Annotated in this window: 17 protein-coding genes; 7 read left to right on the top strand and 10 right to left on the bottom strand. The window is 64.3% G+C overall.

Going from position 1 to position 25,584, the window contains the following annotated elements; translation table 11 throughout:
- Nucleotides 1–113: 113 nt before the first annotated feature.
- From LB538_RS27570 to LB538_RS27550, 5 genes are all read right to left on the bottom strand, one after another.
- Nucleotides 114–485 carry a VOC family protein gene (locus LB538_RS27570; RefSeq protein ID WP_224532054.1) on the bottom strand — a complete coding sequence of 124 codons (372 nt, stop codon included), beginning with the start codon at nt 483–485 and terminating at the stop codon, nt 114–116.
- 54 nt (nt 486–539) lie between these two features.
- Nucleotides 540–989, bottom strand: coding sequence for a DUF4145 domain-containing protein (locus LB538_RS29410; protein WP_095765236.1), 450 nt, complete (start codon nt 987–989; stop codon nt 540–542).
- 109 nt (nt 990–1,098) lie between these two features.
- Nucleotides 1,099–1,305 carry a type II toxin-antitoxin system HicB family antitoxin gene (locus LB538_RS27560; protein ID WP_013532022.1) on the bottom strand — a complete coding sequence of 69 codons (207 nt, stop codon included), beginning with the start codon at nt 1,303–1,305 and terminating at the stop codon, nt 1,099–1,101.
- Nucleotides 1,306–1,309: 4 nt separating this feature from the next.
- Nucleotides 1,310–1,510: a type II toxin-antitoxin system HicA family toxin gene (locus LB538_RS27555; protein ID WP_127863793.1), complete on the bottom strand. Its 201-nt coding sequence runs from the start codon at nt 1,508–1,510 to the stop codon at nt 1,310–1,312.
- Between the two features lie 8 nt (nt 1,511–1,518).
- Nucleotides 1,519–5,295, bottom strand: coding sequence for a vitamin B12-dependent ribonucleotide reductase (locus LB538_RS27550; protein WP_224532053.1), 3,777 nt, complete (start codon nt 5,293–5,295; stop codon nt 1,519–1,521).
- Nucleotides 5,296–6,006: 711 nt separating this feature from the next.
- On the opposite strand from LB538_RS27550, the gene gltX reads away from it, so the two are divergent.
- Nucleotides 6,007–7,380: a glutamate--tRNA ligase gene (gltX, locus tag LB538_RS27545; protein ID WP_224532052.1), complete on the top strand. Its 1,374-nt coding sequence runs from the start codon at nt 6,007–6,009 to the stop codon at nt 7,378–7,380.
- Here the strand turns inward: gltX and LB538_RS27540 are convergent.
- From LB538_RS27540 to LB538_RS27530, 3 genes are all read right to left on the bottom strand, one after another.
- Nucleotides 7,298–8,521 (bottom strand): DUF2865 domain-containing protein, encoded by a 1,224-nt coding sequence (locus LB538_RS27540; RefSeq protein WP_411909065.1) that lies wholly within the window; start codon nt 8,519–8,521, stop codon nt 7,298–7,300. The two genes, gltX and LB538_RS27540, sit on opposite strands and share 83 nt — an antisense overlap.
- A 100-nt stretch (nt 8,522–8,621) precedes the next feature.
- Entirely contained in the window at nt 8,622–10,946 is a 2,325-nt protein-coding gene (locus LB538_RS27535; RefSeq protein ID WP_224532051.1) for an NADP-dependent malic enzyme, read from the bottom strand.
- 162 nt (nt 10,947–11,108) lie between these two features.
- Nucleotides 11,109–11,888 (bottom strand): SDR family oxidoreductase, encoded by a 780-nt coding sequence (locus LB538_RS27530; protein ID WP_224532050.1) that lies wholly within the window; start codon nt 11,886–11,888, stop codon nt 11,109–11,111.
- 121 nt (nt 11,889–12,009) lie between these two features.
- On the opposite strand from LB538_RS27530, the gene LB538_RS27525 reads away from it, so the two are divergent.
- Nucleotides 12,010–12,840, top strand: coding sequence for a UDP-2,3-diacylglucosamine diphosphatase (locus tag LB538_RS27525; protein WP_140841106.1), 831 nt, complete (start codon nt 12,010–12,012; stop codon nt 12,838–12,840).
- A gap of 185 nt (nt 12,841–13,025) precedes the next feature.
- The gene (locus tag LB538_RS27520; protein WP_224532049.1) at nt 13,026–14,240 is read left to right on the top strand and encodes an MFS transporter; all 1,215 of its coding nucleotides are present in this window, start codon (nt 13,026–13,028) and stop codon (nt 14,238–14,240) included.
- Here LB538_RS27520 and dgcA read toward each other — a convergent pair.
- Entirely contained in the window at nt 14,211–15,194 is a 984-nt protein-coding gene (dgcA, locus tag LB538_RS27515; RefSeq protein WP_224532048.1) for an N-acetyl-D-Glu racemase DgcA, read from the bottom strand. The two genes, LB538_RS27520 and dgcA, sit on opposite strands and share 30 nt — an antisense overlap.
- Before the next feature lie 77 nt (nt 15,195–15,271).
- Between dgcA and LB538_RS27510 the strand changes: the two genes are divergently transcribed.
- From LB538_RS27510 to LB538_RS27495, 4 genes are read left to right on the top strand one after another with little or no spacing between them, the layout of a single operon-like run.
- Nucleotides 15,272–16,456 (top strand): ABC transporter permease, encoded by a 1,185-nt coding sequence (locus LB538_RS27510; RefSeq protein WP_224532047.1) that lies wholly within the window; start codon nt 15,272–15,274, stop codon nt 16,454–16,456.
- Nucleotide 16,457: 1 nt separating this feature from the next.
- Nucleotides 16,458–17,270 (top strand): ABC transporter ATP-binding protein, encoded by an 813-nt coding sequence (locus LB538_RS27505; protein WP_224532046.1) that lies wholly within the window; start codon nt 16,458–16,460, stop codon nt 17,268–17,270.
- A 14-nt stretch (nt 17,271–17,284) separates the two neighbouring features.
- Nucleotides 17,285–18,658: an MCE family protein gene (locus LB538_RS27500; protein WP_224532045.1), complete on the top strand. Its 1,374-nt coding sequence runs from the start codon at nt 17,285–17,287 to the stop codon at nt 18,656–18,658.
- Nucleotides 18,659–18,694: 36 nt separating this feature from the next.
- A complete protein-coding gene (locus LB538_RS27495; protein ID WP_224532044.1) occupies nt 18,695–19,348 on the top strand; it encodes an ABC-type transport auxiliary lipoprotein family protein in 654 nt (217 codons plus the stop codon).
- A gap of 97 nt (nt 19,349–19,445) precedes the next feature.
- Here LB538_RS27495 and LB538_RS27490 read toward each other — a convergent pair whose 3' ends face one another.
- Nucleotides 19,446–25,559 (bottom strand): kinesin, encoded by a 6,114-nt coding sequence (locus LB538_RS27490; protein WP_224532043.1) that lies wholly within the window; start codon nt 25,557–25,559, stop codon nt 19,446–19,448.
- Nucleotides 25,560–25,584: the final 25 nt, after the last annotated feature.

Raw genomic sequence — 25,584 nt, 5'->3', positions numbered from 1 at the left:
TCCTTCCCACTTCAACCATACACCAGAACCAACACACAGGATTCCAGGGTCTGCGCGCGTCGCTTCGCTCCTTGCTCCGCCCTGGAATGACGAAGTGGAGGGTTTGCCGCCACCTACCCCTCATTGATCATCGCTTCGATGTTATAGCCGTCGGGATCGAGCACGAAACAGGCGTAGTAGTGCTCAGCATAATCCGGACGCGGCCCGGGCGCGCCGTTGTCCGCCGCGCCAGCATCGAGCGCCGCGCGATGGAACGCATCGACCTCGGCCTTGCTCTTTGCCCGGAAGGCGACATGCAGATGGGTGAGCGGCGGCGTTTCGCCCGTGCTCTGGATCTCGAACAGGCTGCCATTGCCGACATCAAAGGCCCAGAACACGCCGTTTTTGCCGAAGGAGAGGCTGTAGCCCAACGGCGCAAAAGCCTTTTCGTAGAAGAGCTTGCTCTTGTCGAGGTTGCTGACTTCGATGGTGATGTGGTCGATCATGGTAGGGCGGAACACTCGGCGGTCATGGTGGCGGTCGGCCTGCGCCGCGGTTCGTCAGGGACGGTGCAGTCTCATCAATCTGCCTTGTAGCTCCATTGTGCGCGTCTCAAAGGCCTCAGGTTTTTCATAAAAAAAGTCGAATAATTCCTCGATCATTTCTAGACACCAATGAGCGTCTTCATATTCGACTTCGAAGGACCGAAGTCCGTTGCTCGTCATGAAAGGGTGTGCTGCAAGATTGCCAATGCACCTGATCATATCGGCATAGGCTGTATAAGTTCCCGCCATTCCCCCTGGGCGATCGGTTTTGGTAGCTGACCTAATCTGTTTGGCTAGACTTCTTTGGGTGTGACCAAGCGACAGCAATAGGTCTTCAAGGCAGCGTCTTGAAATGACAGCCGAGCCAGCTGGGCTGACAGGAAGAATCTTGCATGCGTCCTCATATGTGCGCCAAACGTCATGGGGGACATAGAGAAAATCTCTTGGGGTATATGAGTAATCCAAACTAAGATTGACCTTAAGGGTAAGCGAGCAAGGCCCCGATTTCCGAAAAGCTAATCTTGCCTGGCTTGTGGCATGTTATGCCTCTACCCTAATGCCGTGGCGCCAGACGCTACGCCTCTACATACTCCGCCAGGCTGACGCCTTTCGGCACATCCAGCCCGTCAGCACGCAAACCTTCGATGTGGAAGCGGATCGCATCACGGATTTCGGTTTCCACCTCAGCTACCGTCGCTCCGGTAGCGATGCAGCCTGGCAGGTCGGGCACATATGCAGAAAAGTTATTTCCGGCTTTTTCGATCACCACGGCGTAGCGCATACCATCACTCCTTCAGGCCGGACTGCTTGAGGATGCTGTTCAACGTTCCTGGTGCAACCTCTTCAGACGGCTTGCCGGCCACGGTGACGCGGCCGGCTTTGGTCTTATGCTTATATTGGCGATGGCTGCCTTTGGTTGCAACCAAATACCAGCCGTCGGCCTCCAGCATGCGAATAACTTCGCGGACTGTAAGCCGAGGCGGCATCTAAGCTCTCAGCTGCATCCGCTCGTGCTTCCACACGTGTCGCACTTCTCGCAGGTGCCGTTCCGCACCATGGTGAAGTTGTGGCACTCGGAGCATTCGTTGCCGGTGTAGCCCTGGAGAAGCGATTGCTGGCGCCTTGTCGCGGCGAGCTTTTTCGCTTCGGCCGCCTCGTTGGCGGCAGCGTCGGTGAATAACGCCTCGGCGCCGCCGGCGGCCTCGGCTTCTTCTTCCACCATATCCTCGACCAGTTCCCTGGCGCGCTCCTCATAGTCGCGCTTATAGGCGATGGCCTCGTCGCTTGCCGGCTTCAGCGCCAGCACGTTGGAGCCTGAGAAGGCGGTGGGCGCCGCGCGGGCAGGGGCGGTCGACGGCCCAGAGCCGCCGAAACCCTTCGGGTCTGAACCAGCAGCGGACACCAGCTTCACCGGCGAGGCGCCGCGATAGAGGCCCTTGGAGAAGGGCGTCGCCTTGCCTTCGGTGATGCCGCGGCCGAGCGCGGTCTTGTCGAAGTCCGACTGGTCGACATGGGCGAGGTCGTGGCGGCCGAGATAGGAGACCGCGAGTTCGCGGAACACGTAGTCGAGGATCGACGTCGCGTTCTTGATGGCGTCGTTGCCCTGCACCATGCCGGCCGGCTCGAACTTGGTGAAGGTGAAGGCCTCGACATACTCGTCGAGCGGCACGCCATATTGCAGGCCGAGCGAGATGGCGATGGCGAAGTTGTTCATCATCGCGCGGAAGGCGGCGCCCTCCTTGTGCATGTCGATGAAGATCTCGCCCAGGCGACCGTCGTCGAACTCGCCGGTCCTGAGATACACCTTGTGGCCGCCGACGACTGCCTTCTGGGTGTAGCCCTTGCGGCGGTTCGGCAGTTTCTCGCGGTCGCGGTAAAGCCGCTCGACAACGCGCTCGACGATCTTTTCCGTCACCTGCACGGCACGCTGCGCGGCGGGTGCCGCGATCAGCTGTTCGACCGCCTCGTCCTCGTCCTCGTCGTCATCGACGAGCAGCGAGGCGTTGAGCGGCTGCGACAGTTTCGAGCCGTCGCGATAAAGCGCGTTGGCCTTCAGCGCCAGCTTCCACGACAGCATATAGGCGTTCTTGGCGTCCTCGACCGTCGCCTCGTTCGGCATGTTGATGGTCTTGGAGATGGCGCCCGAGATGAAGGGCTGCGCTGCCGCCATCATCAGGATGTGGCTGTTGATCGAGAGCGAGCGCTTGCCGATCTTGCCGCAGGGGCTGGCGCAATCGAACACCGGCAGATGCTCGGCCTTGAGGAAGGGCGCGCCTTCCAAGGTCATCGCACCGCAGACATGGATGTTGGCGGCGTCGATGTCCTTCTTCGAGAAGCCGAGAGCCGGCAGCATCTCGAAGGAGATGTCGCCGAGCTGCTCGTCGGTGAAGCCGAGCGTCTCCTTCACCCAGTCGGCGCCGAGCGTCCACTGGTTGAACACGAATTTGATGTCGAAGGCCGACTTCAGCGCCGCATTCAGCGCCGCGATCTTCTCATCGCTAAAACCCTTGGCCTTCAGCGAGGAGGGGTTGATGCCGGGCGCCTGGTTGAGGTTGCCGTGGCCGACCGCATAGGCCTCGATCTCGGCGATCTGGCTCTCGGAATAGCCCAGCGTGCGCAGCGCTTCCGGCACGGCGCGGTTGATGATCTTGAAATAGCCGCCGCCGGCGAGCTTCTTGAACTTCACCAGGGCGAAGTCGGGCTCGATGCCGGTTGTGTCGCAATCCATGACCAGGCCGATCGTGCCAGTCGGCGCGATGACGGTTGCCTGCGCATTGCGGTAGCCATGCTCCTCGCCGAGCTCGATGGCGCGGTCCCATGCGGCGCGGGCATGCTCGGCCAACGCCTGCTGCTTCAGGTCGGAGGCGACCAGCGGCACCGGGTTGACGGCGAGCTTCTCGTAGCCGTCCTTGTCGCCGTAAGCGGCGCGGCGGTGATTGCGCATGACGCGCAGCATGTTCTGGGCGTTGCGGTCATAGTCCGGGAAGGCGCCGAGCTCGGCGGCCATTTCGGCCGAGGTCGAGTAGGCGACGCCGGTCATGATGGCGGTGAGCGCGGCGCAGATGGCGCGGCCCTCGTCGGAGTCGTAGGGAATGCCCGAGGTCATCAGCAGGCCGCCGATATTGGCGTAGCCGAGGCCGAGCGTGCGGTATTCGTAAGAGAGCTTGGCGATCTCTTTGGACGGGAACTGCGCCATCATCACCGAGATTTCGAGCACGATGGTCCACAGCCGAACGGTGTGCTCGTAAGCGGCGATGTCGATCGTGCCGTCTTCGCGGCGGTAGGGCAAAAGGTTGATCGAGGCGAGATTGCAAGCCGTATCGTCGAGGAACATGTATTCCGAGCACGGGTTGGAGGCCCGGATCGCACCGGCGGAGGCGCAGGTGTGCCAGTCGTTCATTGTCGTGTTGAAGTGCAGGCCCGGATCGGCGGAAGCCCAGGCGGCGTAGCCGATCTTTTCCCACAGGTCGCGCGCCTTCAGCGTCTTCAGCACCTTGCCGTCCTTGCGGGCGGTGAGCTGCCAGTCGCCATCGGCCTCGACGGCGCGCAGGAAATTGTCCTTCAGCGACACCGAATTGTTGGAGTTCTGGCCGGAGACGGTGAGATAGGCGTCCGAATCCCAGTCGGTGTCGTAGGTTTTGAACGACATCGAGGTGTAGCCCTGGCGGGCGAACTGGATGACGCGGTAGATATAGTTCTCCGGCACGGCGTCCTTCTTGGCCGCCTTGATCTCGCGCTTCAGCGCGGTATTCAGCGCCGGGTCGAAGCAGTCGTCGCCATGGCCTTCGCAATTGACGCAGGCCTTCATGATGGCTTCGAGATGCTTCTTGACGATCTTGGAGCCGGTCACCAGCGAGGCGACCTTCTGCTCCTCATTGACCTTCCAGTCGATGAAGTCCTCGATATCCGGGTGGTCAGCGTCGACGATGACCATTTTCGCCGCGCGGCGGGTCGTGCCGCCCGACTTGATGGCGCCCGCCGCGCGGTCGCCGATCTTGAGGAAGCTCATCAGGCCGGACGAGCGGCCGCCGCCGGAAAGTTTTTCGCCTTCACCGCGCAGCATCGAGAAGTTCGAGCCGGTGCCGGAGCCGTATTTGAACAGGCGCGCCTCGCGCACCCACAGGTCCATGATGCCGCCCTCGTTGACGAGGTCGTCCTGCACGCCCTGGATGAAGCAGGCATGCGGCTGCGGGTGCTCGTAGGAGGACTTCGACTTGGTCAGCTTGCCGGTGAAGGGGTCGACATAGAAGTGGCCCTGGCTCGGGCCGTCAATGCCATAGGCCCAGTGCAGGCCGGTGTTGAACCATTGCGGCGAGTTCGGCGCGACGCGCTGGGTGGCGAGCATATAGGCGAGCTCGTCGCGGAAGGCGCGCGCGTCATCCTCGGATTTGAAGTAGCCGCCCTTGTATCCCCAGTAGGTCCATGTGCCGGCGAGGCGATCGAAAACCTGGCGCGCGTCGGTTTCCGAACCATAGCGCTCGGCCTCGGGCAGCTTAGCGAGCTCGGCCTCGTCGGCAACCGAACGCCACAGAAAGGAGGGGACGTCGTTCTCCTCAACCTTCTTCAGGCGCGCCGGCACGCCGGCCTTGCGGAAATACTTTTGAGCCAGGATGTCGGCCGCGACCTGGCTGAACTGCGCCGGCACATCGATATTGTCCAGGCGGAACACCACCGAGCCGTCGGGATTCTTGATCTCCGACAAAGCCTTGCGGAATTCGATCTCCGCATAGGCAGACTGATCTGGCTTGGTGAAGCGACGCTCGATGCGCATTGGTCCCGTTCCTTTGTGTCTATATATAGCGCCTTTCCCAAGGGATTGCTGCCCCACATGGCGAAAAGCGCAGTCCGCCGTTTGCCGGCATCGCGGGCGACGCCGACACTCTCCTCGTCGCGGGCGCTGCCATGCAGACAAGCAAACGCCTTTCCAGGCGCTTACCCAGGTTGCCGGCCGACCCGCGGGTCCCTCGAACTGAAACTTTTGTCGATTCCCTCCGTGGAGGGAGGTTCACACTATCTAGCGTCGAGCCTGCCTGCAAACACTAAATATAGTGTTAACAGATCATTTTTTCCAGGCCGACAATTCTCCCTTTCGCCCACCCAAGCCCTAACGATCCCAACGCTTCCGCCGGCCTCGTGAACAGGCGGAAATCCGGGCAAAACGCACAAAATCCGGGAAAAAAGACCGGCCTCAGAACTCTCCGGTCGCGCCCGCTACAGGAGCGCATGGCCTATAAAAAGCGACTCGTTCCGACCCGTCAAGGATTCGTTTGCGTAGCTTTTATGACCCCAACATCTTGTGTGTCACATATGTGGATAACGGGGACATAAGAAGCCCGGCTTTGCAGGCGCTTGACGCGGCGACCGGCCAGGCCGGAAGCCGTGTCGGGCCGATGGCTTTTCATTTTAGCTGGCTTGCACTATCTGTTGCGTTCGCGCGGGGGCGCGCCTTGTCAACACCAAAAGCATCCGCTACGCCCCGCTCATGACAGTTACCGTACGTTTTGCCCCATCGCCGACCGGCCGCATCCATATCGGCAATGCGCGCACCGCGCTGTTCAACTGGCTTTTCGCCATGAACAACAAAGGGCGTTTCATCCAGCGCTTCGACGACACCGACATTGCCCGCTCGACGCAGGAATACGCCGATTCCATCCTTTACGACCTGCATTGGCTGGGCATCTTCCCGGATGTCACCGAATACCAGTCGCGCCGCTTCGAGATCTATGACGCGGCGGTCGAGCGGCTGAAGGCGGCGCGGGTGCTTTATGCCTGCTACGAGACGCCGGAAGAGCTCGACCTGCGCCGCAAGGTGCGCCGCACGCGCGGCCTGCCGCCGGTCTATGGCCGCGAGGCGCTGACGCTGACGCCGGAGCAGGTGGCCGAGTACCAGTCGGATGGCCGCCGGCCGCATTGGCGCTTCCTGCTGCCCAACTACACCAACGACCCGCTGCAGCCGGAGCGCACCGAGGTGCGCTGGAACGACCTGGTGCGCGGCGAGGAGACGGTCGACCTCGCCTCGCTGTCGGATCCTGTCCTGGTGCGAGAGGACGGCACCTATCTCTACACGCTGCCCTCGGTGGTCGACGACATCGAGATGGGTGTCAGCCATGTCATCCGCGGCGACGACCATGTCACCAACACCGGCGTGCAGATCGCCATCTTCAAGGCGCTGGGCGCCGAGCCGCCGGTCTTCGGCCACCACAATTTGCTCACCACAGTGTCGGGCGAGGGGTTGTCGAAGCGCACCGGCGCGCTGTCGATCGAAAGCCTGCGCGAGGACGGCATCGAGCCGATGGCCGTCGCTTCGCTGGCGGTGCTTGTCGGCACGTCGGAAAATGTCACCGCCGCGCATGATCTCAACGAGCTCGCCGGCCATTTTGACCCGGCGGGGACGTCCAAGTCCGCCTCCAAATTCGACCCGGACGAGCTCTTCGTGCTCAACCGCACGCTGATGCATCGCATGTCGTTCGAGGAAGCGCGCGACCGGCTGATGGTGCTGGGCATTTCCGGCGACAAGGCCGAGCCGTTCTGGATGGCGGTGCGCGGCAATCTCGACCGCCTGTCGGACGCGGTCGCTTGGTGGCGTATCCTGAGCGAGGGTCCGCAGGAGCCGGCGGAATTTTCCGGCGAGGACCGCGATTTCCTCAATCAGGCGTTCGACGTTCTCCCCGAGGAGCCGTGGAACGGCACGGTGTGGAAGGACTGGACCGGCAAGATCAAGGAAGCCACCGGGCGCAAGGGCAAGCCGTTGTTCATGCCGCTGAGGCTGGCTCTTACCGGGCGGACTTCGGGGCCGGAGCTTTCAGATCTATTGCCGCTGATGGGTCGGGAAGGAACGCTGGCCCGACGACCCTGACCTTGCGCTGATCGGGCGGCAGCGCCGAGACAGGCGACACCGGCACTTTGGTGGTCAGCCGTCTGATCGCATCAAGGTCGAGCCCGCCTTCGGCATTGGCGAGCGTTTCCGGATCGGCGCCCGGATCGGGCTTGGACGCCGGCATCGGTATGAAGCGCGCTGCCTCGCCGTTCGGCTGCGATTGTTCAGGATCAGTCGGGTTGCCGCCGATGATCGTGAAATTGCCGGCCTGCGCATTGCAGCCGCAGGTGGGCGGGCGCGAGTAATTGGCCTGTTTGTAGAGATAGGCGGTCGGCAGCTCGCTGTAGGGTTGACCTGTCGCCGACGAGGTCATCGAGCCAGAATCGTCGTCCATTCCGCGCGAATAGAAGACCTGCATCTCGGTACCTGGGCAGCTCGACTCGCAATTCTTCTGGTCGCGCTCGAAGTCACCGATGGAAGCGGCATTCGACATCGGGAAGAAATAGCCGTCGCAGGTGCGCACGCACATCGTGTGGAACTCGCCGCCCAGCCGGGGCAGGTCCGTGCCGTCCGGCTGGTTGATGACGCGGCGAATGTTGCGCACGCTCGGATCATCGGACGGCACGTCCGCCGAGTCCGGCATACCGGGGGCATCGGGCGTTTCGAGCTGCTGGTCCTGGCGGCCGAAAAGCTGCTCGAACAGATTGCCGCCGCCATTGTCGCGGGCCGCCTCCCGAAGCGGCGCGCGGCGCGGCGCGATCTCGTCGTCGCGGCAGCCATTGGCATCGAGCGCCGCCAGGACGCGGCTGCGGTCGCGCCGCGTGCCGCCGGCGGCCAGCCGCTCGCGCTTGGCCTGCAATGTGTCGAGATTGGCGTTCATGCGCTCTATCGAGGCGTTGATCGCGGCGCATTGGCTGACATTGCGCGAAAACAGCGTGAAGCCGCAACCGGCGTCGCTTGCCCGGCCGCGGGCCTTGGCAAGCTGCTCGCGCTGCCTGGCGATCGCGTCGTCATATTTGCGGACGAGACCCGGCCCTCCGCCGCCACCGCGCGTCGCGGCGAGTTCGGCTTCGAGTTGCCGGCAGATGCGAGAAGCTGCCTGGGTTTCAGCGGCGGCGACAGCTGAGCCTGCAAGCGCTGCAAGCAGCGTCGCAAGATGCATCAGCTTCAGCCCCTTCATTCTCGTGGAATCCCGATTGCCCGTGCCGGAAGGCTACCGCGTTCGTGGTTACTGTTCCCTTAGTCTGCAACCCGGCACAATTGCGCTTTGTCGCGTCACCTCAGTTCAAGTCGACGAGCGCCTGCGCCTTATGCGCCGCCTCGACTACCGCAAGCGCGGTCATGTTGACGACGCCGCGCGAGGTTACGGACGGCGTCAATATGTGCGCGGGCTTGTCGGTGCCGAGCAGGATCGGCCCGACATGCAGCGCGTCCATCATGGCGCGCAGCGCCGTCAGCGTGATGTTGGCCGAATCGAGGTTCGGGAAGACCAGCAGATTGGCTTCGCCTTTCAGCCGCGAATGCGGGTAGACGCGCTGGCGCAGATGTTCTGAAAGAGCGGAGTCGGCATGCATCTCGCCATCGCACTGGAGTTCCGGGGCGATGCGAGCCAGGATCGCCGCGGCCTGGCGCATCTTCAGCGCGCCGGGTGAATCGCGTGAGCCGAAATCCGAATGCGACAGAAGCGCTGCTTTCGGCTCGATGCCGAAGCGCTGGATTTCCTCGGCCGCGAGCACAGTCATTTCGGCGATTTCTTCCGCTGTGGGATCGACCGAGACATGCGTGTCGGTGAGGAAGATGATGCCGCGCTGCGAGATCAGCATCGACAATGTCGACAGGTCGCGGTCCTTGATGCCGGCGCGAGGCCCGATGATCAGCGTGACGTTGCGCAGATGCCGCTCGAACCGGCCTTCGAGCCCACAAATCATGGCATCCGCGTCGCCGCGCTTCAGCGCAAGGGCGGCGATCACCGTATTGTTGGTGCGCACCATGGTGCGGGCAGCTTCCGTCGTGATACCGCGGCGGCCGGCAAGCTCGATCAGGAGGTCGACATAGTGGCGATAGCGCGGATCGTCTTCCGGGTTGATCAGGCCGAAATCGACGCCCGGACGGATGCGCAGGCCGTAACGCTTCAGCCGGACCTCCACGACATGCGGACGGCCGATCAGGATCGGCTCGGCAATGCCTTCCTCCAGCACCACCTGTGCGGCGCGCAGCACGCGCTCGTCCTCGCCGTCGGCATAGATGACACGCTTGGCGCTCGAGGTTTTGGCGGAGGAGAACACCGGCTTCATTACCAGGCCGGAGCGGAAGACGAAGCGGTTGAGCTTGTCGATATAGGCGGCGAAATCGGCGATCGGCCGCGTCGCGACGCCGGTGTCGCAGGCAGCTTTCGCCACCGCCGGCGCGATGCGCAAGATAAGGCGCGGATCGAAGGGCGAGGGGATCAGGAAATCGGGGCCGAAAATCGGCGTCTCGCTGGAATAGGCGCGCGCCGCGACATCCGAAGGCTCCTCGCGGGCAAGGGCGGCGATCGCCCGCACGGCCGCCATCTTCATCTCCTCGTTGATGGCGCTGGCGCCGCAATCGAGCGCGCCGCGGAAGATGTAAGGAAAGCACAGCACGTTGTTGACTTGATTGGGAAAATCCGAGCGCCCGGTGCAGATCATGGCGTCCGGCCGCGCGGCGCGCGCCACTTCCGGCATGATCTCGGGATTGGGGTTGGCCAAGGCCAGGATCAGCGGTTTCGGCGCCATGTGCTGCAAAAGCTCCGGCTTCAGCACGCCGGCGGCGGAAAGGCCGAGAAAGACGTCGGCGCCGGAGATGACGTCGGCCAGCGTGCGCGCCTCGGTGTCCTTCACATAGGGATCTTTCCAGCGATCCATCTCTTCGACGCGACCCTTATGGGCGACGCCGAAACGGTCGGTGACCCAGATGTTTTCCACCTTGGCGCCTAGCGAGACCAAAAGGTTGAGGCACGCAAGTGCTGCCGCACCCGCGCCGGACGTGACGATCTTGATGTCGGAAATCGTCTTGCCGGCCAGTTCCAGCCCGTTGAGCACCGCGGCGGCGACGATGATCGCGGTGCCGTGCTGGTCGTCGTGAAAGACCGGGATGCCCATGCGGGCCTTCAGCCGCTCCTCGACCTCGAAACATTCAGGCGCCTTGATGTCCTCGAGGTTGATGCCGCCGAAGGTCGGCTCGAGCGCCGCCACCGTCTCGACCATCCGCTCGATCTCGGGCGCGTCGATCTCGATATCGAAGACGTCGATGCCGGCGAATTTCTTGAACAGCACCGCCTTGCCTTCCATGACCGGCTTCGAGGCGAGCGGACCGATATTGCCCAGCCCCAGCACGGCGGAGCCGTTGGAGACGACGCCGACGAGGTTGGCGCGGCCGGTGTAGTCGGCGGCGGTGGCTGGATCGTCGCGGATCTCGAGGCAGGGCGCCGCCACGCCCGGCGAATAGGCAAGCGCCAGGTCGCGCTGGTTGCCGAGCGGCTTAGTCGCCTGGATCTCGAGCTTTCCCGGCGTCGGGTGCTTGTGGAAGAAGAGGGCGGCCTCGTCGAGGTCTGACCGGGCCGTTTTCTTGTTCTCGCCGTCCATTGCGGCCCCTCCCTGCGATACTGGTTTGGAGCCTTTTAGCATGCGTCGACGATTTCGCGACGCCAAAATCTCGGGCTCCGGCCTTCACAATGCCTGAGCGGAAATAATCAAGCGATTCCAGCTGGTTGGCATGAAAGTTTCGGGCGGATGAATAGCGGCTGGTCAGAACGCGCTGACGTAGAGGCCGCCGTCGACCGGGATGTTCTGGCCGGTGAGGTAGCCGGCATGGACCGAGCAGAGAAAGGCGCAGATCTGGCCGAATTCCTCCGGTGTGCCGAGACGTTTTGCCGGCACGTCGGCGCTTATGCGGGCCTTGCGCGCGGCCGCCGCGGCCGGGTCTTCCGGAGTGCCGGCCTCATGCGGGCCGCGCAGCCGGTCGGTGTCGAGCTTGCCGGGCAGCAGGCTGTTGATGGTGACGTTGCGGTCGATAACCTTGCGCGCCACGCCGGCGAGGAACGAGGTCAGGCCGGCGCGAGCGCCGGACGACAGGTCGAGACCGGGGATCGGAACATAGACCGACAGCGAGGTGATGTTGACGATGCGGCCGAAGCCGCGCTTGGCCATGCCGTCGATAACCGCCTGGATGAGCTCGATCGGCGTGACCATGTTCTGCGTCACGCCCTCGAGGATCTTGGCGCGGTCGAGCTCGCGGAAATCGCGCAGCGGCGGGCCGCCATTGTTGTTGACCAGAATGTCGGGATCGGGGCAGGCGGCGAGCATCGCTTTCTGCACCTCGGGCTTCGACACGTCGCCGACAACTTCGATGACATCGACGCCGAACCAGTCGCGGATCTCCTTGGCGGTCTTGGCCACGAGTTCGGCGTTGCGGCCGTTGACGACGAGATCGACGCCGGCTTCGGCAAGCGCCATGGCGCAGCCTCGCCCCAGTCCCTTGCTCGAGGCGCAGACGATGGCCTTCTTGCCGCGAATGCCGAGATCCATGACGTTGTTCTCCTGATTGTGTCGCGCGCAAGCTAGCGCCTGAGCTGGACCAACCGCAACCGTCATACGGTTGTTGCATGAATCGGGGCATAGGCACGCGAAAGCAAAGGGTAAAATCGTGATGTCAGACCCAGAGCCCCGCACTTTTCGCGCGCTATTCATTTCCGACGTGCATCTCGGCTCGAAAGCGGCCAAGGCCGATTTCCTGATCGACTTCCTGCGTCATCACGACGCCGAGATCATCTATCTGGTCGGCGATATCGTCGACGGCTGGCGGCTGCGGCGCAACTGGCACTGGCCGCAGAGCCACAATGACGTGGTGCAGAAGCTGCTGCGCAAGGCGCGCAAGGGCGCCTCGATCACCTATATCGCCGGCAATCACGACGAATTCGCCCGCCAGTTCCAGGGCGTGCACTTCGGCGGCATCGTCGTCGCCGACCGCGCCATTCACGAGACCGCCGACGGCCGGCGCCTGCTGGTCATCCATGGCGACCAGTTCGACACGGTGGTGCATAACCAGCGCTGGCTGGCTTATCTCGGCGACTATGCCTATGACGCGGCGATGCTGGTCAACCGTGTCGTGACCAAGCTGCGGCACCTGCTAGGCCTGCCTTACTGGTCGTTCTCGTCATGGGCCAAGGTCAAGGTGAAGAAGGCGGTGAACTTCATCGGCTCGTTCCAGACCGTGCTTTCGGAGGAGGCGCGGCGCTCGCATGTCGACGGCGTGATCTGCGGCCACATCCATCACGCCGCAATCGAGAGCTACGGCGACGTGCAGTACATCAACACCGGCGACTGGGTGGAAAGCTGCACGGCGGTGGTCGAGCATTTCGACGGCCGCATGGAAATCCTGACCTGGGCGCATGTGCTCCCTGAGGCGTCGGCCGGCAATGAAGCGCTGGTGCCGATCGATATCATCGACCTCAAGGGCAGGGCGGCTCAGGCGGCTTGAGCCCGGCCGCCTTTCCCCGGTTCAGCCTGCTGCCTTCGCGCTCGCGCAGCGCTCGCTCACAGGTACCGTCCGTCAACAGCTTTGCCCTCGATCGATTGGTCCAGCCGGTTCCGTCGCGCTTTGCCGCATGTTAGGGATCGAGACACGTTGCATGGGAGTCGAATGCAGCGGAATTGGATCGATTCATGTCGCTGCCGCCGCTATCGCCCGAACAGCTTGTCAAGCCGAGCCATTTCGAACTGCGCATGAGCCTGATCTTCGCGACCTTGTTCGTCTCGCAAGGCACGCATCTGCCTTACTTTCCGCTCTGGCTGCAGGCGAAAGGTTTTCATGCCGAGCAGATTGCGGTCATCCTGGCCGCGCCGATGTTCCTGCGCGTGTTGACGACGCCGATGCTGACCGCGCTTGCCGACCGGGCCCGGGATCGCGCCGATGTCTATATCGCGGTAGTTGCAGCCTCCATGGTCATCTCTGCCGGCTATTTCCTGCCGGCCACCTATGCCGTCGTGCTCGCCGTGTCGCTGCTTTTGACGATCGTCTGGACGCCGCATTCGCCGATGGCCGATTCGCTGGCGCTTTCGGGCGTGCGCCGTTTCGGCTCGAACTACACGGCAATGCGCAAATGGGGGTCGATCTCGTATCTGTGCGCCAATGTCGTGGGCGGGTTCATCCTGGCGGCCACGGGTCCGCAGGCGGTCCCGGTCATCATCTTCATCGCGCTCGGCGCGGCTCTGGTCGCGGCGCTGTTGTCGCCGCGCATGGGGCGGCCGCGCAAGGCCTCGCCGCTGTCGGCGACCGAGATCCAGCACAAGGCGCCGAGCCTGTTCAATGCCTATTTCCTTTATTTCACACTTGGCGTCGGAATCATCACCGCCAGCCATGCCTTCCTCTACGGCTTCGTCTCGATCTACTGGAAATCGATCGGAATCGGCGATTCCGTCGTTGGCCTGCTATGGGCCTGGGGCGTAGTGTCGGAAGTGTGCATGTTTCTGTTTTTCAACCGTATTTTTGCTTCCATCTCGGTCGCCAGGGTGATGGTGATCGCCGGCATCGGTTCGATCGTGCGCTGGATCGCCTTTCCGCTGGTCTGGCCGCTCGGTCTGGGCGTCGCCGGCTTCTTCGGCGTCCAGACGCTGCATTCGGTATCGGTGGCGATGGTGTTGATCGGCCTGCAGAAGATGATCGGCGAAACGGTTTCCGAAGAGCGCACGGGCGCCGCGCAAGGCATCGCCTATTTCTTCAACGGCTTCTTCATGGCGGCGGTGACGCTCGCTTCAGGCCCGCTCTATGACCGTTTGGGCGTCGACGGTTTCTGGGCGATGATCCCGATCGCGGTCGTCGGCATGGTGCTGATAAGCCTAGCTTCCCGTTCAGCCCCAAAGCACCCTGTCGGGGGGTGAAACCAGCGATCCCCGGTAGACGAGACCGGGCTCGCGATCTCGTGCCAGCAGCAGCGGACCGTCGAGGTCGACGAAGTCGGCGTCGTGCGCGAGCAGCACCGCCGGGGCCATGGCGAGCGAGGTGCCGACCATGCAGCCCACCATGATGCCGAAGCCGAGTTCGCGCGCGCGGTCGCGCAACTTCAACGCCTCGGTCAGGCCGCCGGATTTGTCGAGCTTGATGTTGACGGCGTCATAGAGCCCGGCCAGCGCATCGAGGTCCTTTGCCGCATGCACGCTTTCGTCGGCGCAGACCGGCACCGGATGCGCGATCCGGCGCAGGATGTCGTCTTTGCCCGCCGGCAGCGGCTGTTCGACAAGCGCGACGCCGTGCTGCGCGGCGAAGCTGAGGTTCGCCTCGACATTTTCGTCGGTCCAGCCCTCGTTGGCATCCAGGATGATACGGCTTTCGGGAGCGGCTTCCGTCACCGCGCGGATCCTTGCCATGTCGTCGTCGCCGCCGATCTTGACCTTGAGCAGGGGACGCGCGGCATTGGCGCGTGCTTGCGCCGCCATGGCGTCCGGTTCGGCGAGCGACAGTGTGTAGGCGGTTTCCAGTGGCCTCGTCGGAAGCGCCCCGATGGCCGCCGCCACCGGCGTTCCGGTCAGCTTGGCTTCCAGGTCCCAAAGGGCGCAGTCGATGGCATTTCGTGCGGCGCCCGCGGGCATGGCTGAGAGTAAGGCGGTCCGGTCGATGCCGGAGACGACCGGATCGCGCATGGCCTCGATGGCCGCGCGCACCCCCTCCATGGTCTCGCCGTAGCGCCTGTACGGCACGCACTCGCCGCGCCCGGAACGTCCCCCGTCAGCGATCGTTACGGTGATGACTTCGGCCTCGGTTTTGGATCCGCGTGAGATGGTGAAGGTGCCGGCGATCGGGAATCGCTCCATTTCGACCGAAATGACACGCGCCATAATTTTCTTCTCCGGCTGTGCGACACCGGTCTGCCGGCAAATCGACACGCCAGTCCGGTCACGCTAAACAGGACGCCATGTTGACCATCCGCAAACGCGACGCAAGCGGCGAGGCCAAGGACGCCGAGCACCGGCCTCGCATTGCCGTGGGCGAGGAAGGGGGCGTGCTGGGCTGCGCCTTTTCCGGCGTGTGGACGACGCGCACCGTGGCGCTGGTCGATGCCGACATGCGCAAGATCGAGCAGAGAAGCGGCGCAAAACAGCTGATGCTCGACCTTTCCCACATCGAAAAGATGGACACCGCCGGCGCATGGCTTATCGACCGGTTGGCCAGCGCCTTCGAGAAGAAAGGCGTCGAGGTCCATTTGCAGGGGCAGAGCGAGATCGCTTCGATCCTGCTCGGCGCGGTCGGCGATGCGGTTCGCCGGGAGCCCGAATCGGGTCCGTCCGGGCCGCCCAACATCATCCTGCGCGCGCTGGAGCTGGTTGGCCGGCGTGTCTACGAGATGCGCGACGATTTCTTCGCCTCCATGAACATTCTCGGCGCCACGATCCGCGGCGCGCAGATGAAGCTCGGCCGCGGCCACGCGGTCAACCCAGCCGCGATCTTCAACCAGATCGATCGGATGGGCGTCGGCGCGATACCGGTGGTGGTGCTGATGTCGGCCATTGTCGGCGCCATCGTCGCCCAGCAGGGCGCCTACCAGCTCAGCTATTTCGGCGCCAACATCTTCGTCGTCGACCTCGTCGGCGTGCTGATCCTGCGTGAGCTCGGCGTGCTGATGACGGCGATCATGCTCGCCGGCCGTTCGGGCAGCGCCATCACCGCCGAGATCGGCTCGATGAAAATGCGCGAGGAGGTCGACGCGCTGAAGGTGATCGGCCTCAATCCGATCGGCGTGCTGGTCTTTCCGCGGCTCGTCGCGCTGGTGATCGGGCTGCCATGCCTCACGATCATTGCCAATTTTGCAGCGCTTGGCGGCGGCATCGTTGCCGCCTGGCTCTATTCCGATATCCCGCCGGCCGCGTTCATCGACAGGCTGCGCGTCGCCATCGACCTCAGCACCATCTTTGCCGGCCTGATCAAGGCGCCGTTCATGGCCCTCATCATCGGCATCATCGCGTCGGTCGAGGGCATGAAGGTCGGCGGCAGCGCCGAATCGCTCGGCCTGCACGTGACCGCGTCGGTGGTGAAGTCGATCTTCGTCGTCATCATCCTCGACGGGCTTTTCGCCATGTTCTACGCAGCGATCGGGTTCTGAGATGGCGAACGGCAACGGCGCCACGGCCGCGCAGGACACGAATGACGACGAAATCGTGCTTTCGGTTCGCGACGTTACCGTCGCGATCGACGACAAGGTGATCCTCGACAAGCTCTCCCTCGATATCAAGCGTGGGGAAATCCTCGGCTTCGTCGGCGCTTCGGGCGCCGGCAAGTCGGTGCTGTTGCGCACCATATTGGGGCTGATGCCGAAGCAATCGGGGACGATCAGCCTGTTCGGCGTCGACCTCGACAAGGCCAGCGACGCCGATCGCCTGCGCATCGACATGCGGCTTGGCGTTCTTTTCCAGCATGGCGCGCTGTTTTCAGCGCTGACGGTGATGGAAAACGTGCAGGTGCCGATGCGCGAATATCTCGACCTGCCCAAGGCGCTGATGGACGAACTGGCCTTGCTCAAGATCGAGCTGGTCGGATTGCCGCCCGACGCCGCGCTGAAATTCCCGTCCGAGCTGTCCGGCGGCATGATCAAGCGCGCGGCGCTGGCGCGCGCCCTGGCGCTTGATCCCGACATCGTCTTTCTCGACGAGCCGACCTCGGGGCTCGACCCGATCAGCGCCGCCGAGTTCGACGAGCTTGTCGTCAAGCTGCGCGACACGATGGATCTGACGGTCTACATGGTTACGCATGATCTCGACACGCTGTTCACCGCTTGCGATCACGTTGCCGTGCTCGGCAAGAAGAAGGTGCTGGTCGAAGGCACGATCGACGACATGCTGAAGAGCGACGAGCCGTGGGTGAAATCCTATTTCCGCGGAAAACGCGCCCGGCAACTTGATCTTGCGGCGCGCGCATAGCCATAAGTGGGGCGATGGAAACAAGAGCCAACTACGTAATTGTCGGCATCTTCACGCTTGGCGCGATCCTGGCGGCCTTCGCCTTCGTCTATTGGACGGCCGCCATCGGCGACAGGGGCGAAACGGCGATGCTGCGTGTGCGCATCCCGGGCTCGGCCTCCGGCCTCAGCCGCGGCAGCCTGGTGCTGTTCAACGGCGTCAGGGTGGGTGACGTGAAGAACGTCTATATCGACGGCGACGATCCCACCGTGGCCATCGCCGACACCGAAATCGCCCGTTGGACGCCGATCACCAAATCGACGCAGGCCGATATCGGACTGACCGGCCTCAGCGGCCAGGCCAATATCGAGCTCAAGGGCGCCGATCCGAAGGAGACCAGGCTGCTCGATGAAGCGGAGAAGGAAGGCAAGGTCGCCGAAATCGTCGCCAATCCGTCCGCGGTCACCAACCTTTTGCAGACGGCGCAGAACATCTTCACCCGCGCCGACAAGGTGCTTGGCGAGCTCGAAGGCTTCACCAAGGACGTTCGCGGCCCGCTGACGCAGACGGTCAAGAACGTCGAGACCTTCTCGGACGCGCTGGCCAAGAATTCCGACGGCATCGACAAGTTCCTGTCGGCGGTGAGCTCGCTTTCGGATCAGCTGAAGAATGTCTCGGGCCGGCTCGACAGCACGCTGAAGGCCGCCGAGGGCCTGCTCAATTCCGTCGACAAGGACCAGATCAAGAGCATCGTGGCCAATGTCGACACGGTGACGACGAACCTGAAAGAGACCTCGAAGCAGTTCGATACCGTCATCGATAACGTCAACACGGCGGTCGGCTCGATCAACGATTTCGCCAAGCAGACGCAAGGCACGTTGGCCAAGGTCAACAGCGTGCTCGACGGCATCGATCCGGCCGACGTCAAGGCCGCTTTGGCCAACATCCAGAAGGCCAGCGCCAACGCCGACAAGGCGGCGTCCGACATCGCCAAGGTCACCGACAAGATCGCCAACCGTTCCGACGACATCAACGAGACGATCAAGGACGCCCGCCAGCTCGCGCAGCGGCTCAACGACGCTTCGGTGCGCGTCGACGGCATCCTGGTCAAGGTCGACAAGCTCCTCGGCTCCGGCGAGGCCAACGGCGTCATGGCCGATGCCAGGGCGACATTGAAATCATTCAAGCAGGTGGCCGACACGCTGAACTCCCGCCTCGGCACAATCGTCGACAACCTGTCGCGCTTCTCCGGACAGGGCCTGCAGAACGTCGAGGGGTTGGTGCAGGACAGCCGGCGCTCGATCAACCGCATCGAGGAAGCGGTGACCGATCTCAGCCGCAACCCGCAGCGCATTCTGTCCGGCGGCGCCGGCGAGGTCCGGCAGTTCGATGGAAGGGCACGGCGTTGACTTCGGCCGTCGCGACCGTCAAGAAATGAACCGCAAATGCGGGTTGATCGTAAGATCCGGGGACAGCGGGGATCACGCGTGAAGTCGATCGGGGTGGTTGCGGGTAGTTTGAGATCGTCCGCCGCAGCGTTGCTGGTGCTTGCGGTTGCCGGCTGCGCGGCACTGGGCGGCAAGCCGGCGCCGCTCGACACGTTTGAATTGTCCGCGCCGTCGCTCGATGTGCGTGCCCACAGCCGTCGCCAGATCCTGATCGCCCAGCCGTCGGCGCTCAAGGCGCTGGACAGCCAGAACATCGTCATCAGGCCTTCCGACCGGTCGATCCAGTTCCTCAAGGGCGCGCAATGGGCGGACCGGCTGCCGCTGATCGTGCAGGCGAGGCTGGCCGAAACCTTCCAGCGCTCCGGCAGCTTTGCCGGCGTCGGAAAGCCGGGCGAGGGGCTTGCGATCGACTACCAGATCATCGTCGAGGTGCGCTCCTTCGAGGTGCGCGTCAATGGCGGCGAGCATGCCGATGTCGATCTGTTCGTGCGCATCCTGAACGACCGCAACGGCGAGGTGCGCGCCTCGAAGAACTTCACCGCGAGCGCCCCGGTCTCAGGCGGCGGCAATGCGGCTTATGTCGGCGCGCTGGACAGCGCCTTCGGCCAGGCGGCGGCCGACATCGTCCGCTGGACGGATTCGACGATCTGACAGCGGGCGCCAAGGCGCCGGGAAACCAATTCCATCGATCAACGGACAAAAGAAAAAGGCGGGCCGGGCCCGCCTTTTTGTCAGACTTGTTGGCCGCTCACTGCAGCCGGCCGCTGGCATGGGCCAGCATCGTGTAGACCTTGCCTGTGTCGGACGTCAGATAGGTCTGCGCCATGATGTTGTCGCGGTCGTTGCGCGAGACATCCTTGAGCAGCTTCTCGAAATCCTCGCAGTAACGGTCGACCGCGGCGCGGAATTCCGCCTCGGCCTGATACTTGCGGCGGATCTCGTCGAAGGTCTGCTGGCCCTTCAGCGTGTAGAGGCGACGGGTGAAGACGTCGCGCTCGCCCCGCCGGTAGCGATTCCAGAGCTCGATCGAGGCGTCATGGTCGATGGCCCGCGCGATGTCGACGGAGAGCGAGTTGAGCGACTCCATGACATGCAGCGGCGAGCGCTGGGCAGGCGTCGCGCGCGGCGCTTCCGCCGGCGTTGCCGGCCGCAGCTCTTCCTCACGCGAGGCATTGGTCAGGAGGTCGCGCACCCATCCGCCCTGCTGAGGCTTGCCGTTCGGATCGCGGCGCGGCGCCTCGGCGGGGCGTTCCAGGTCGAGCGTGCCGCGCAGCGTGGTCTCCGCGAGCGGCGCCTGCGGAGCGCGGGCCGTTGGTTGCGATTGCTGCTGTGGCTGCGGGGCCGGGGGACGGCGCAGCGGCGGTTCGGCGGCTCGGGCCGGCGCCTGCGGAGCAGGGCGCAGGCCGCGTGGCTCGCCTTGTTCGCTGCTGCCGCTGCGACCGGATTTCGCAACGATATCCGACAGTTCCTTGAGCGCATTGATTTGCTCTGCGACAGCGCGACGAATGGCCGAGGTCGATTCCTTAGCCTCCTCCGGCATCTCGATCACGCCCTTCTTCAGCTCGGCGCGGGTAAGGTCGAGCTCGCTCTTGATCGAGCCTGCGGTGCGACGCATCTCTTCGGTCGCGTCGGCAAAGCGGCGTGTCGCCGAATCAACGACGTCGGCGATGGCGGTGCGGATCTTTTCCGCCGATTCCATCGTTCGGCCCTCCGCGGTCTGCATCGTCTGGCCGACGAGGTTTTCGAAGGAGCGCATCACCTTCTCGAGATCTTCCGACTTCTTGACCAGGCCGACGGCGAGGTCTTCCAGCGAGGACTGACGCTCCAGCGTGTGCTCGAGATTGCTTTGCGCAGAGCTGAGCAAATTCGAGGCGCTGGAGAGCAACCGGCTGTGTTCGTCGAACTTGGTCGCGATCGAGGCCACCTCGCGCAGCGTCGCCGAGGACAGCTCGGTGAGCCGTGTCGTGTTGGAATCGACCAGACGCGCCGAACTGGCGAAAGTCTGGGCGGCCTTCTCCGTGGTCGTGGCGAAGCTCTGCGTGCTGCCGGAGAGCCGCTCCTCGACCTGGCCGAGATTGACGGCAGCCTGGTCGATCAATTGGCCGAGCTGCGCGCTGGAGGTCGTCATGCGGCCGATAAGATCGGCCACGCTGTCGGCAAGCGACGAGCGGGCGCCTTCGACGGCCGACAGCGTCTCGGCCGTGCGGCTGGCGAGAGCATTGACGAGGTTCGTGTTCTCGCTGCGCAGCTTCTCGGCCGCCCGTTCGGTGACCTCTTCCATGCTGCGCTGCAGCTCGGAGCCGCCCTGGGCGAAGCGCTCGACCAGCGGTTTGGCCGTCTCGTCGAGGATTTTCGCCATCTCTGCCGAACGCGCCGCGAGCATGGTGTTGAGTTCGCGGGTGTTGGCGCCGATCGTGCGCGCGGCCTCGTTGGTGCTCTGGCCGATATGCTGGCCGACCGCCGTGAAGGTCTCGGCGATGACATTGGCGCGCGAGATGAGCTGGGCCTCGGCGCTGGAGACCTGCTCGTTGAGCTTCTGGCCCATGGTCTCGGCGCTGTAGGCGAGGCGGTTTTCCACGCTCGCCACCTGGTCCTCGACACGGGCGGCCGCGGCCGAGGCGCTTGCGGCCAGCCGCTCGTCGGCTCCCGCCAGCGCCTGCTCGATCTCGCGGGCATGCACGGCAAGCTCCTGCCCGGTCTGGCGGGCACGGTCGGCGACGCGCTGTTCGGTCGCCGCGAAGGCACCGACGATCGTGTCGGCATGCTCGCCGATGGTCGAGGTGCTCGAGGCGATACGCGACACCAAACGGCTGTCGGCGTCGTCGAAGATGCGGGCAATTTCGGACGCCCGCGACGACAGTGCCTCCGAGCCCTCGGCAATACGCGAGATCAGATGCTGGTCGGCGCTGTCGAAGATGCGGCCGAGGTCCGAGGCGCGGGCGGCCAGCGCTTCGGCCGATTCGCTGATGCGCATCGAAAGCCGCTCGTCGGCGCCCTCGAAGTTGCGCAGGATGTCGCCGGCACGGGCGGCCAGCGACTGCGCCGTCTCGACGGCGCGGGCAACCAGCTTCTGGTCGGCCGCGTCGAAGGTGTTGGCGATGTCGCCGGCGCGTGCTGCCAGCTTGTCGGCGGTTTCCTCGGCGCGGGCCATGAGCGAGTTGGAGGCGTCGTCGGCTCGCGCCATCAGCATGTTGGACGTATCCTGGGCGCGCTCGTGCAGGCGGCGGTCCGCCGCCTCGAAAGCCTGCGCGATGTCCTCGGCCCTGGCAAGCAGCGCGGCGGACGTCTGCTCGGCGCGTTCGGCGATCTTGCGGTCGGCGTCGCTGAAAGCCGCACCGGCCTGCTCGTGCAGGGTGCTGGTGATCTCCATGACCTTGTCGCGCAGCGCGCCCGCCACGAACACAGCGGTCTTTTCCAGCACGCCGCGGACATTGTCGACGCCGGTCGACAGCGCACGCTCCATGGTGCCGGCGCGCTCCTCGATGACACCGGTCTGCCGGCTGAAGGCCTGCTCGATCTTCTCAACATCGGCGGCAATCGCCGCCGAGATATCGCTGCTTCGGGCAGCGATCTGGTCAATATGGCCGGAAACCGAACGGTCGACGTCCTTGCGCGCATCGGCAAGCTTGACGAGATCGTCCTCGAGGGCTTTGGCCAGCATGTTGCGGCCCTCGGACAGCTTGCCGACATGGCCGGCGATGACGTCGTCGATCTCCGAGCGGCTTTCCGTCAGCTTCTGAAGGTCCGCTTCGAGGGCGCGCCTGAGGATATCGCGGCCTTCGGCGAGCTTCTCGACCTGGCCGGCGACCAGGCCGTCGATCGAGGAACGGCTTTCGGCGAGCTTGGCGAGGTCGGCTTCCAGCGCACGCTTGAGGATGTCGCGGCCTTCCGCGAGCTTCTCGACCTGGCCGGAGACTAGGCCGTCGATGCCGGCGCGGCTCTCGGCGAGCTTGGCAAGATCGTCCTCGAGCGCCTTGGACAGCGTCGCCCGGTTCTGCGACAGTTGGTCGGCATGGGTCTGCATGAGGCCGCTGGCATTAGCCATATCGGTCTCCAGTGCACGCGAAAGCTCGGCGCGATGGTCGGTGATCTTCTGCGAATGATCGACGATCGCGCCCTGGATTGTGTTGAGGTCGGCCTCCAGCGCGCGCTTGAGGATGTCGCGGCCTTCGGCGAGCTTCTCGACCTGGCCGGCGACCAGCCCGTCGATGCTGGAGCGGCTCTCCGCCAGCTTGGCGAGATCGTCCTCCAGCGACTTCGACAGCACGGAACGGTCCTGAACGAGCCGGTTTTGATGGTCGGCGATGGCGCCGCTGACGGCCTGCAGGTCGGTTTCAAGCGCTTTCGAAAGCTGTGAGCGATCTTCCAGAACCTTGTCCGAATGTCCCGCGATGGCACCCTTGATGGCGTTGAGGTCGGCTTCCAGGGCACGCTTGAGGATGTCGCGGCCTTCGGCGAGCTTCTCGACCTGGCCGGCGACAAGGCCGTCGATCGAGGCGCGGCTTTCGGCGAGCTTGGCGAGGTCGGCTTCCAGCGTGTGCGACAGCAGGCTGCGGTCCTCGGCGAGCTTGCCGGCGTGGCTGTCGATCAGGCCGCGGATGCCGCTCAGATCGCTTTCAAGGGCGCGGCTGAGCTCGCCGCGGTCCTCGGCGAGTTTGGTCGAGTGGGTCTCGATCAGGCCGCGGATGCCGATGATGTCGGTCTCGAGCGCTTTGGCGAGCACCGCGCGGCCCTCGGCGATCTTCTCGACCTGACCGGCGACAAGGCCGTCGATGGAGGCGCGGCTGTCCTGCAGCTTGTTGAGATCGGCCTCCAGGGCGCGCGCCAGGATGTTGCGGCCTTCGGCCAGCTTCCCGACATGGCCGGCGACCATTTCGTCAATCATAGTACGGGCTTGGACGAGCCTGCCGGAGTCTTCGTTCAAGACCTGGGACAGGCGGTTGCGGCCTTCTTCGAGCTGCTCCAGATGGCTGCCCAGCGACGCATCGATGGCAGCGCGCGACTCGTTGACCTTGCGCAGGTCTTCTTCCAGCGCGCGCGAGATCAGGCTGCGGCCTTCGGCCAGCTTCTGCACCTGGTTGGTGACGGCGGCATCGATTGCCACGCGGCCTTCGGCGAATTTCGCCAGGTCCTCCTGCATGGCGGCCGCCATGCGCTCGCGGCTCTCCGAAAGCGCGCGGCTGTGGTTCTCGACGGCTTCCTCGATGCCGACACGGGCATCGGCCAGCCGCTGGATGTCGGAATCGAATGAGCGCGACACGACATGCCGGGCCGCTTCCATGCGTCCGGCGAAGTCGGTGGCGCGGGCTTCGAGCATGGAGGAGGTCGACGAGATGATGTCCGCCATGTCGGCGCCGATCTGCGTCTTGCCCTGGTCGATCATCGACGACAGCTGGTCCTTGCTCTCGGCGAAGGTGTGCGCGATCTCGCGGGCGCGCTCAACCAGCGTCTCGTTGATCTGGCGGGCGCGGGCTTCGAGGGCGGCGTTGAGTTTCTGCGTGCCGGTGTCGAGCGCTTCGGCGCGGGTCTGGAATTCGCTGATCAGCGCCTGACCGCGCTCGGCCAGCGTCCGCTCGATGCCGCTGAGGCTCGTCTCGAACTCCGAACTCAAGGTACGCGCCGCGCCGCCGAGCAGCGAGACCATGCCGTTGGTGCGGTCGTCGAGCAGGTCGGTCAGCGAGCGTGTCAGGCCGTCCGTGGTGTCGGTGAGCTTGGCGATACGGGTGTCGAGGAGGCTCGCGAAGGCCTCGCCGGAGGTCGAAAGACGGTCCGTGATGTTGTCAAGGCGCGATTCCACCGAATCGAAGATCGACGTCGAGCTTTCATTAATGCGGTCGATCAGCGTGTCGCCGGAATTGTTGATCGTCATCGACAGCTTGGTCGACGCGTTGAGGATCGAGTCGCGGATGATGTCGCTGGCCGAGCCGATCTCGTCGCGCAGCGTCTCGTGAGCGCTGGCGATGGAGGCGCGCACGCGCTCGGCATGGGTGACCACCGCCTCGCGCTCGCTGCCGAGACCGTCGACCAGCGAACGGATGCGGGCCTCGTTCTCGGAATAGGAGCGTTCGAGCTGGCTGACTTCGCCGTGGACGAGCGTTTCGAGCTCGACCGCGCGGGCCAGGGTGCGCTCGATGCCTTCGCCCATGGCCGCCACCTCGCGGCGAACGGCCTGGCCGATCATCATGACACGGTCCTGGGCGAGGTTTTCGGGCTCCGCCAGGCGGAAGGCGACCTCGGTCATGGATTGCGCGGCGAGGCGCATTTCCTGCGCGCGCCGGATCATGGCGGCGAAAGCCCAGAACAGGATGACCGGAACGATCGCGGCAACCGCCAGGCCGATCAGCTCGGGACGGGCGAAGAACTGGTCGAAGGTACGGATCTTCCAGATGCCGGGACCGAACAACAGGTTGGCCAGGCCGCCGGCGCCGGCGATCCAGGCCAGCGAGATAAAGGCGATCACCCAGTAGACGGTGCTCGACGCACGCCGGTTGAGGCTGTGCAGCAGCGTCTTGTAGTCCTTCTGGCGGTCGTCGTTGGCGGGCGTGAAGCCGGCGGGAGGCGTGAAGCCGGACGGCTGCCCATTGCGCGGCTCGACCGGGCGCAATTCGGCCGGCTTGGCCGCGGGCGCCTTGGGAGGCTGGGGGTTGGCAGGCTGGGGACTGTTTGCCGGCTCCGTCCTGTGGCTGCGCCCTTCGCGCGCCAGCTCGTCGGCCGCCGCCGAAATCTGCGCTTCGAGATCCTCCATCGACGCCGCCATGTCGAGGCCGCCTTCGTCGCCGTTAAGGTCAAGGTCAAGCGCCTTTTCCAGTTCCGCGGCCACGTCATTCTCGAGAGACTTCGTCGTCGTTGGTTTCTTAGCCATGCCTTCGCTACCCTGTACTAGCTGC

The sequence above is a fragment of the Mesorhizobium sp. Ca11 genome (genome assembly GCF_020165275.1).
GTDB lineage: Bacteria > Pseudomonadota > Alphaproteobacteria > Rhizobiales > Rhizobiaceae > Mesorhizobium.
The sequence above is the reverse complement of the archived record's forward strand: the minus strand, read 5'-3'. Positions and strand labels throughout refer to the sequence as shown.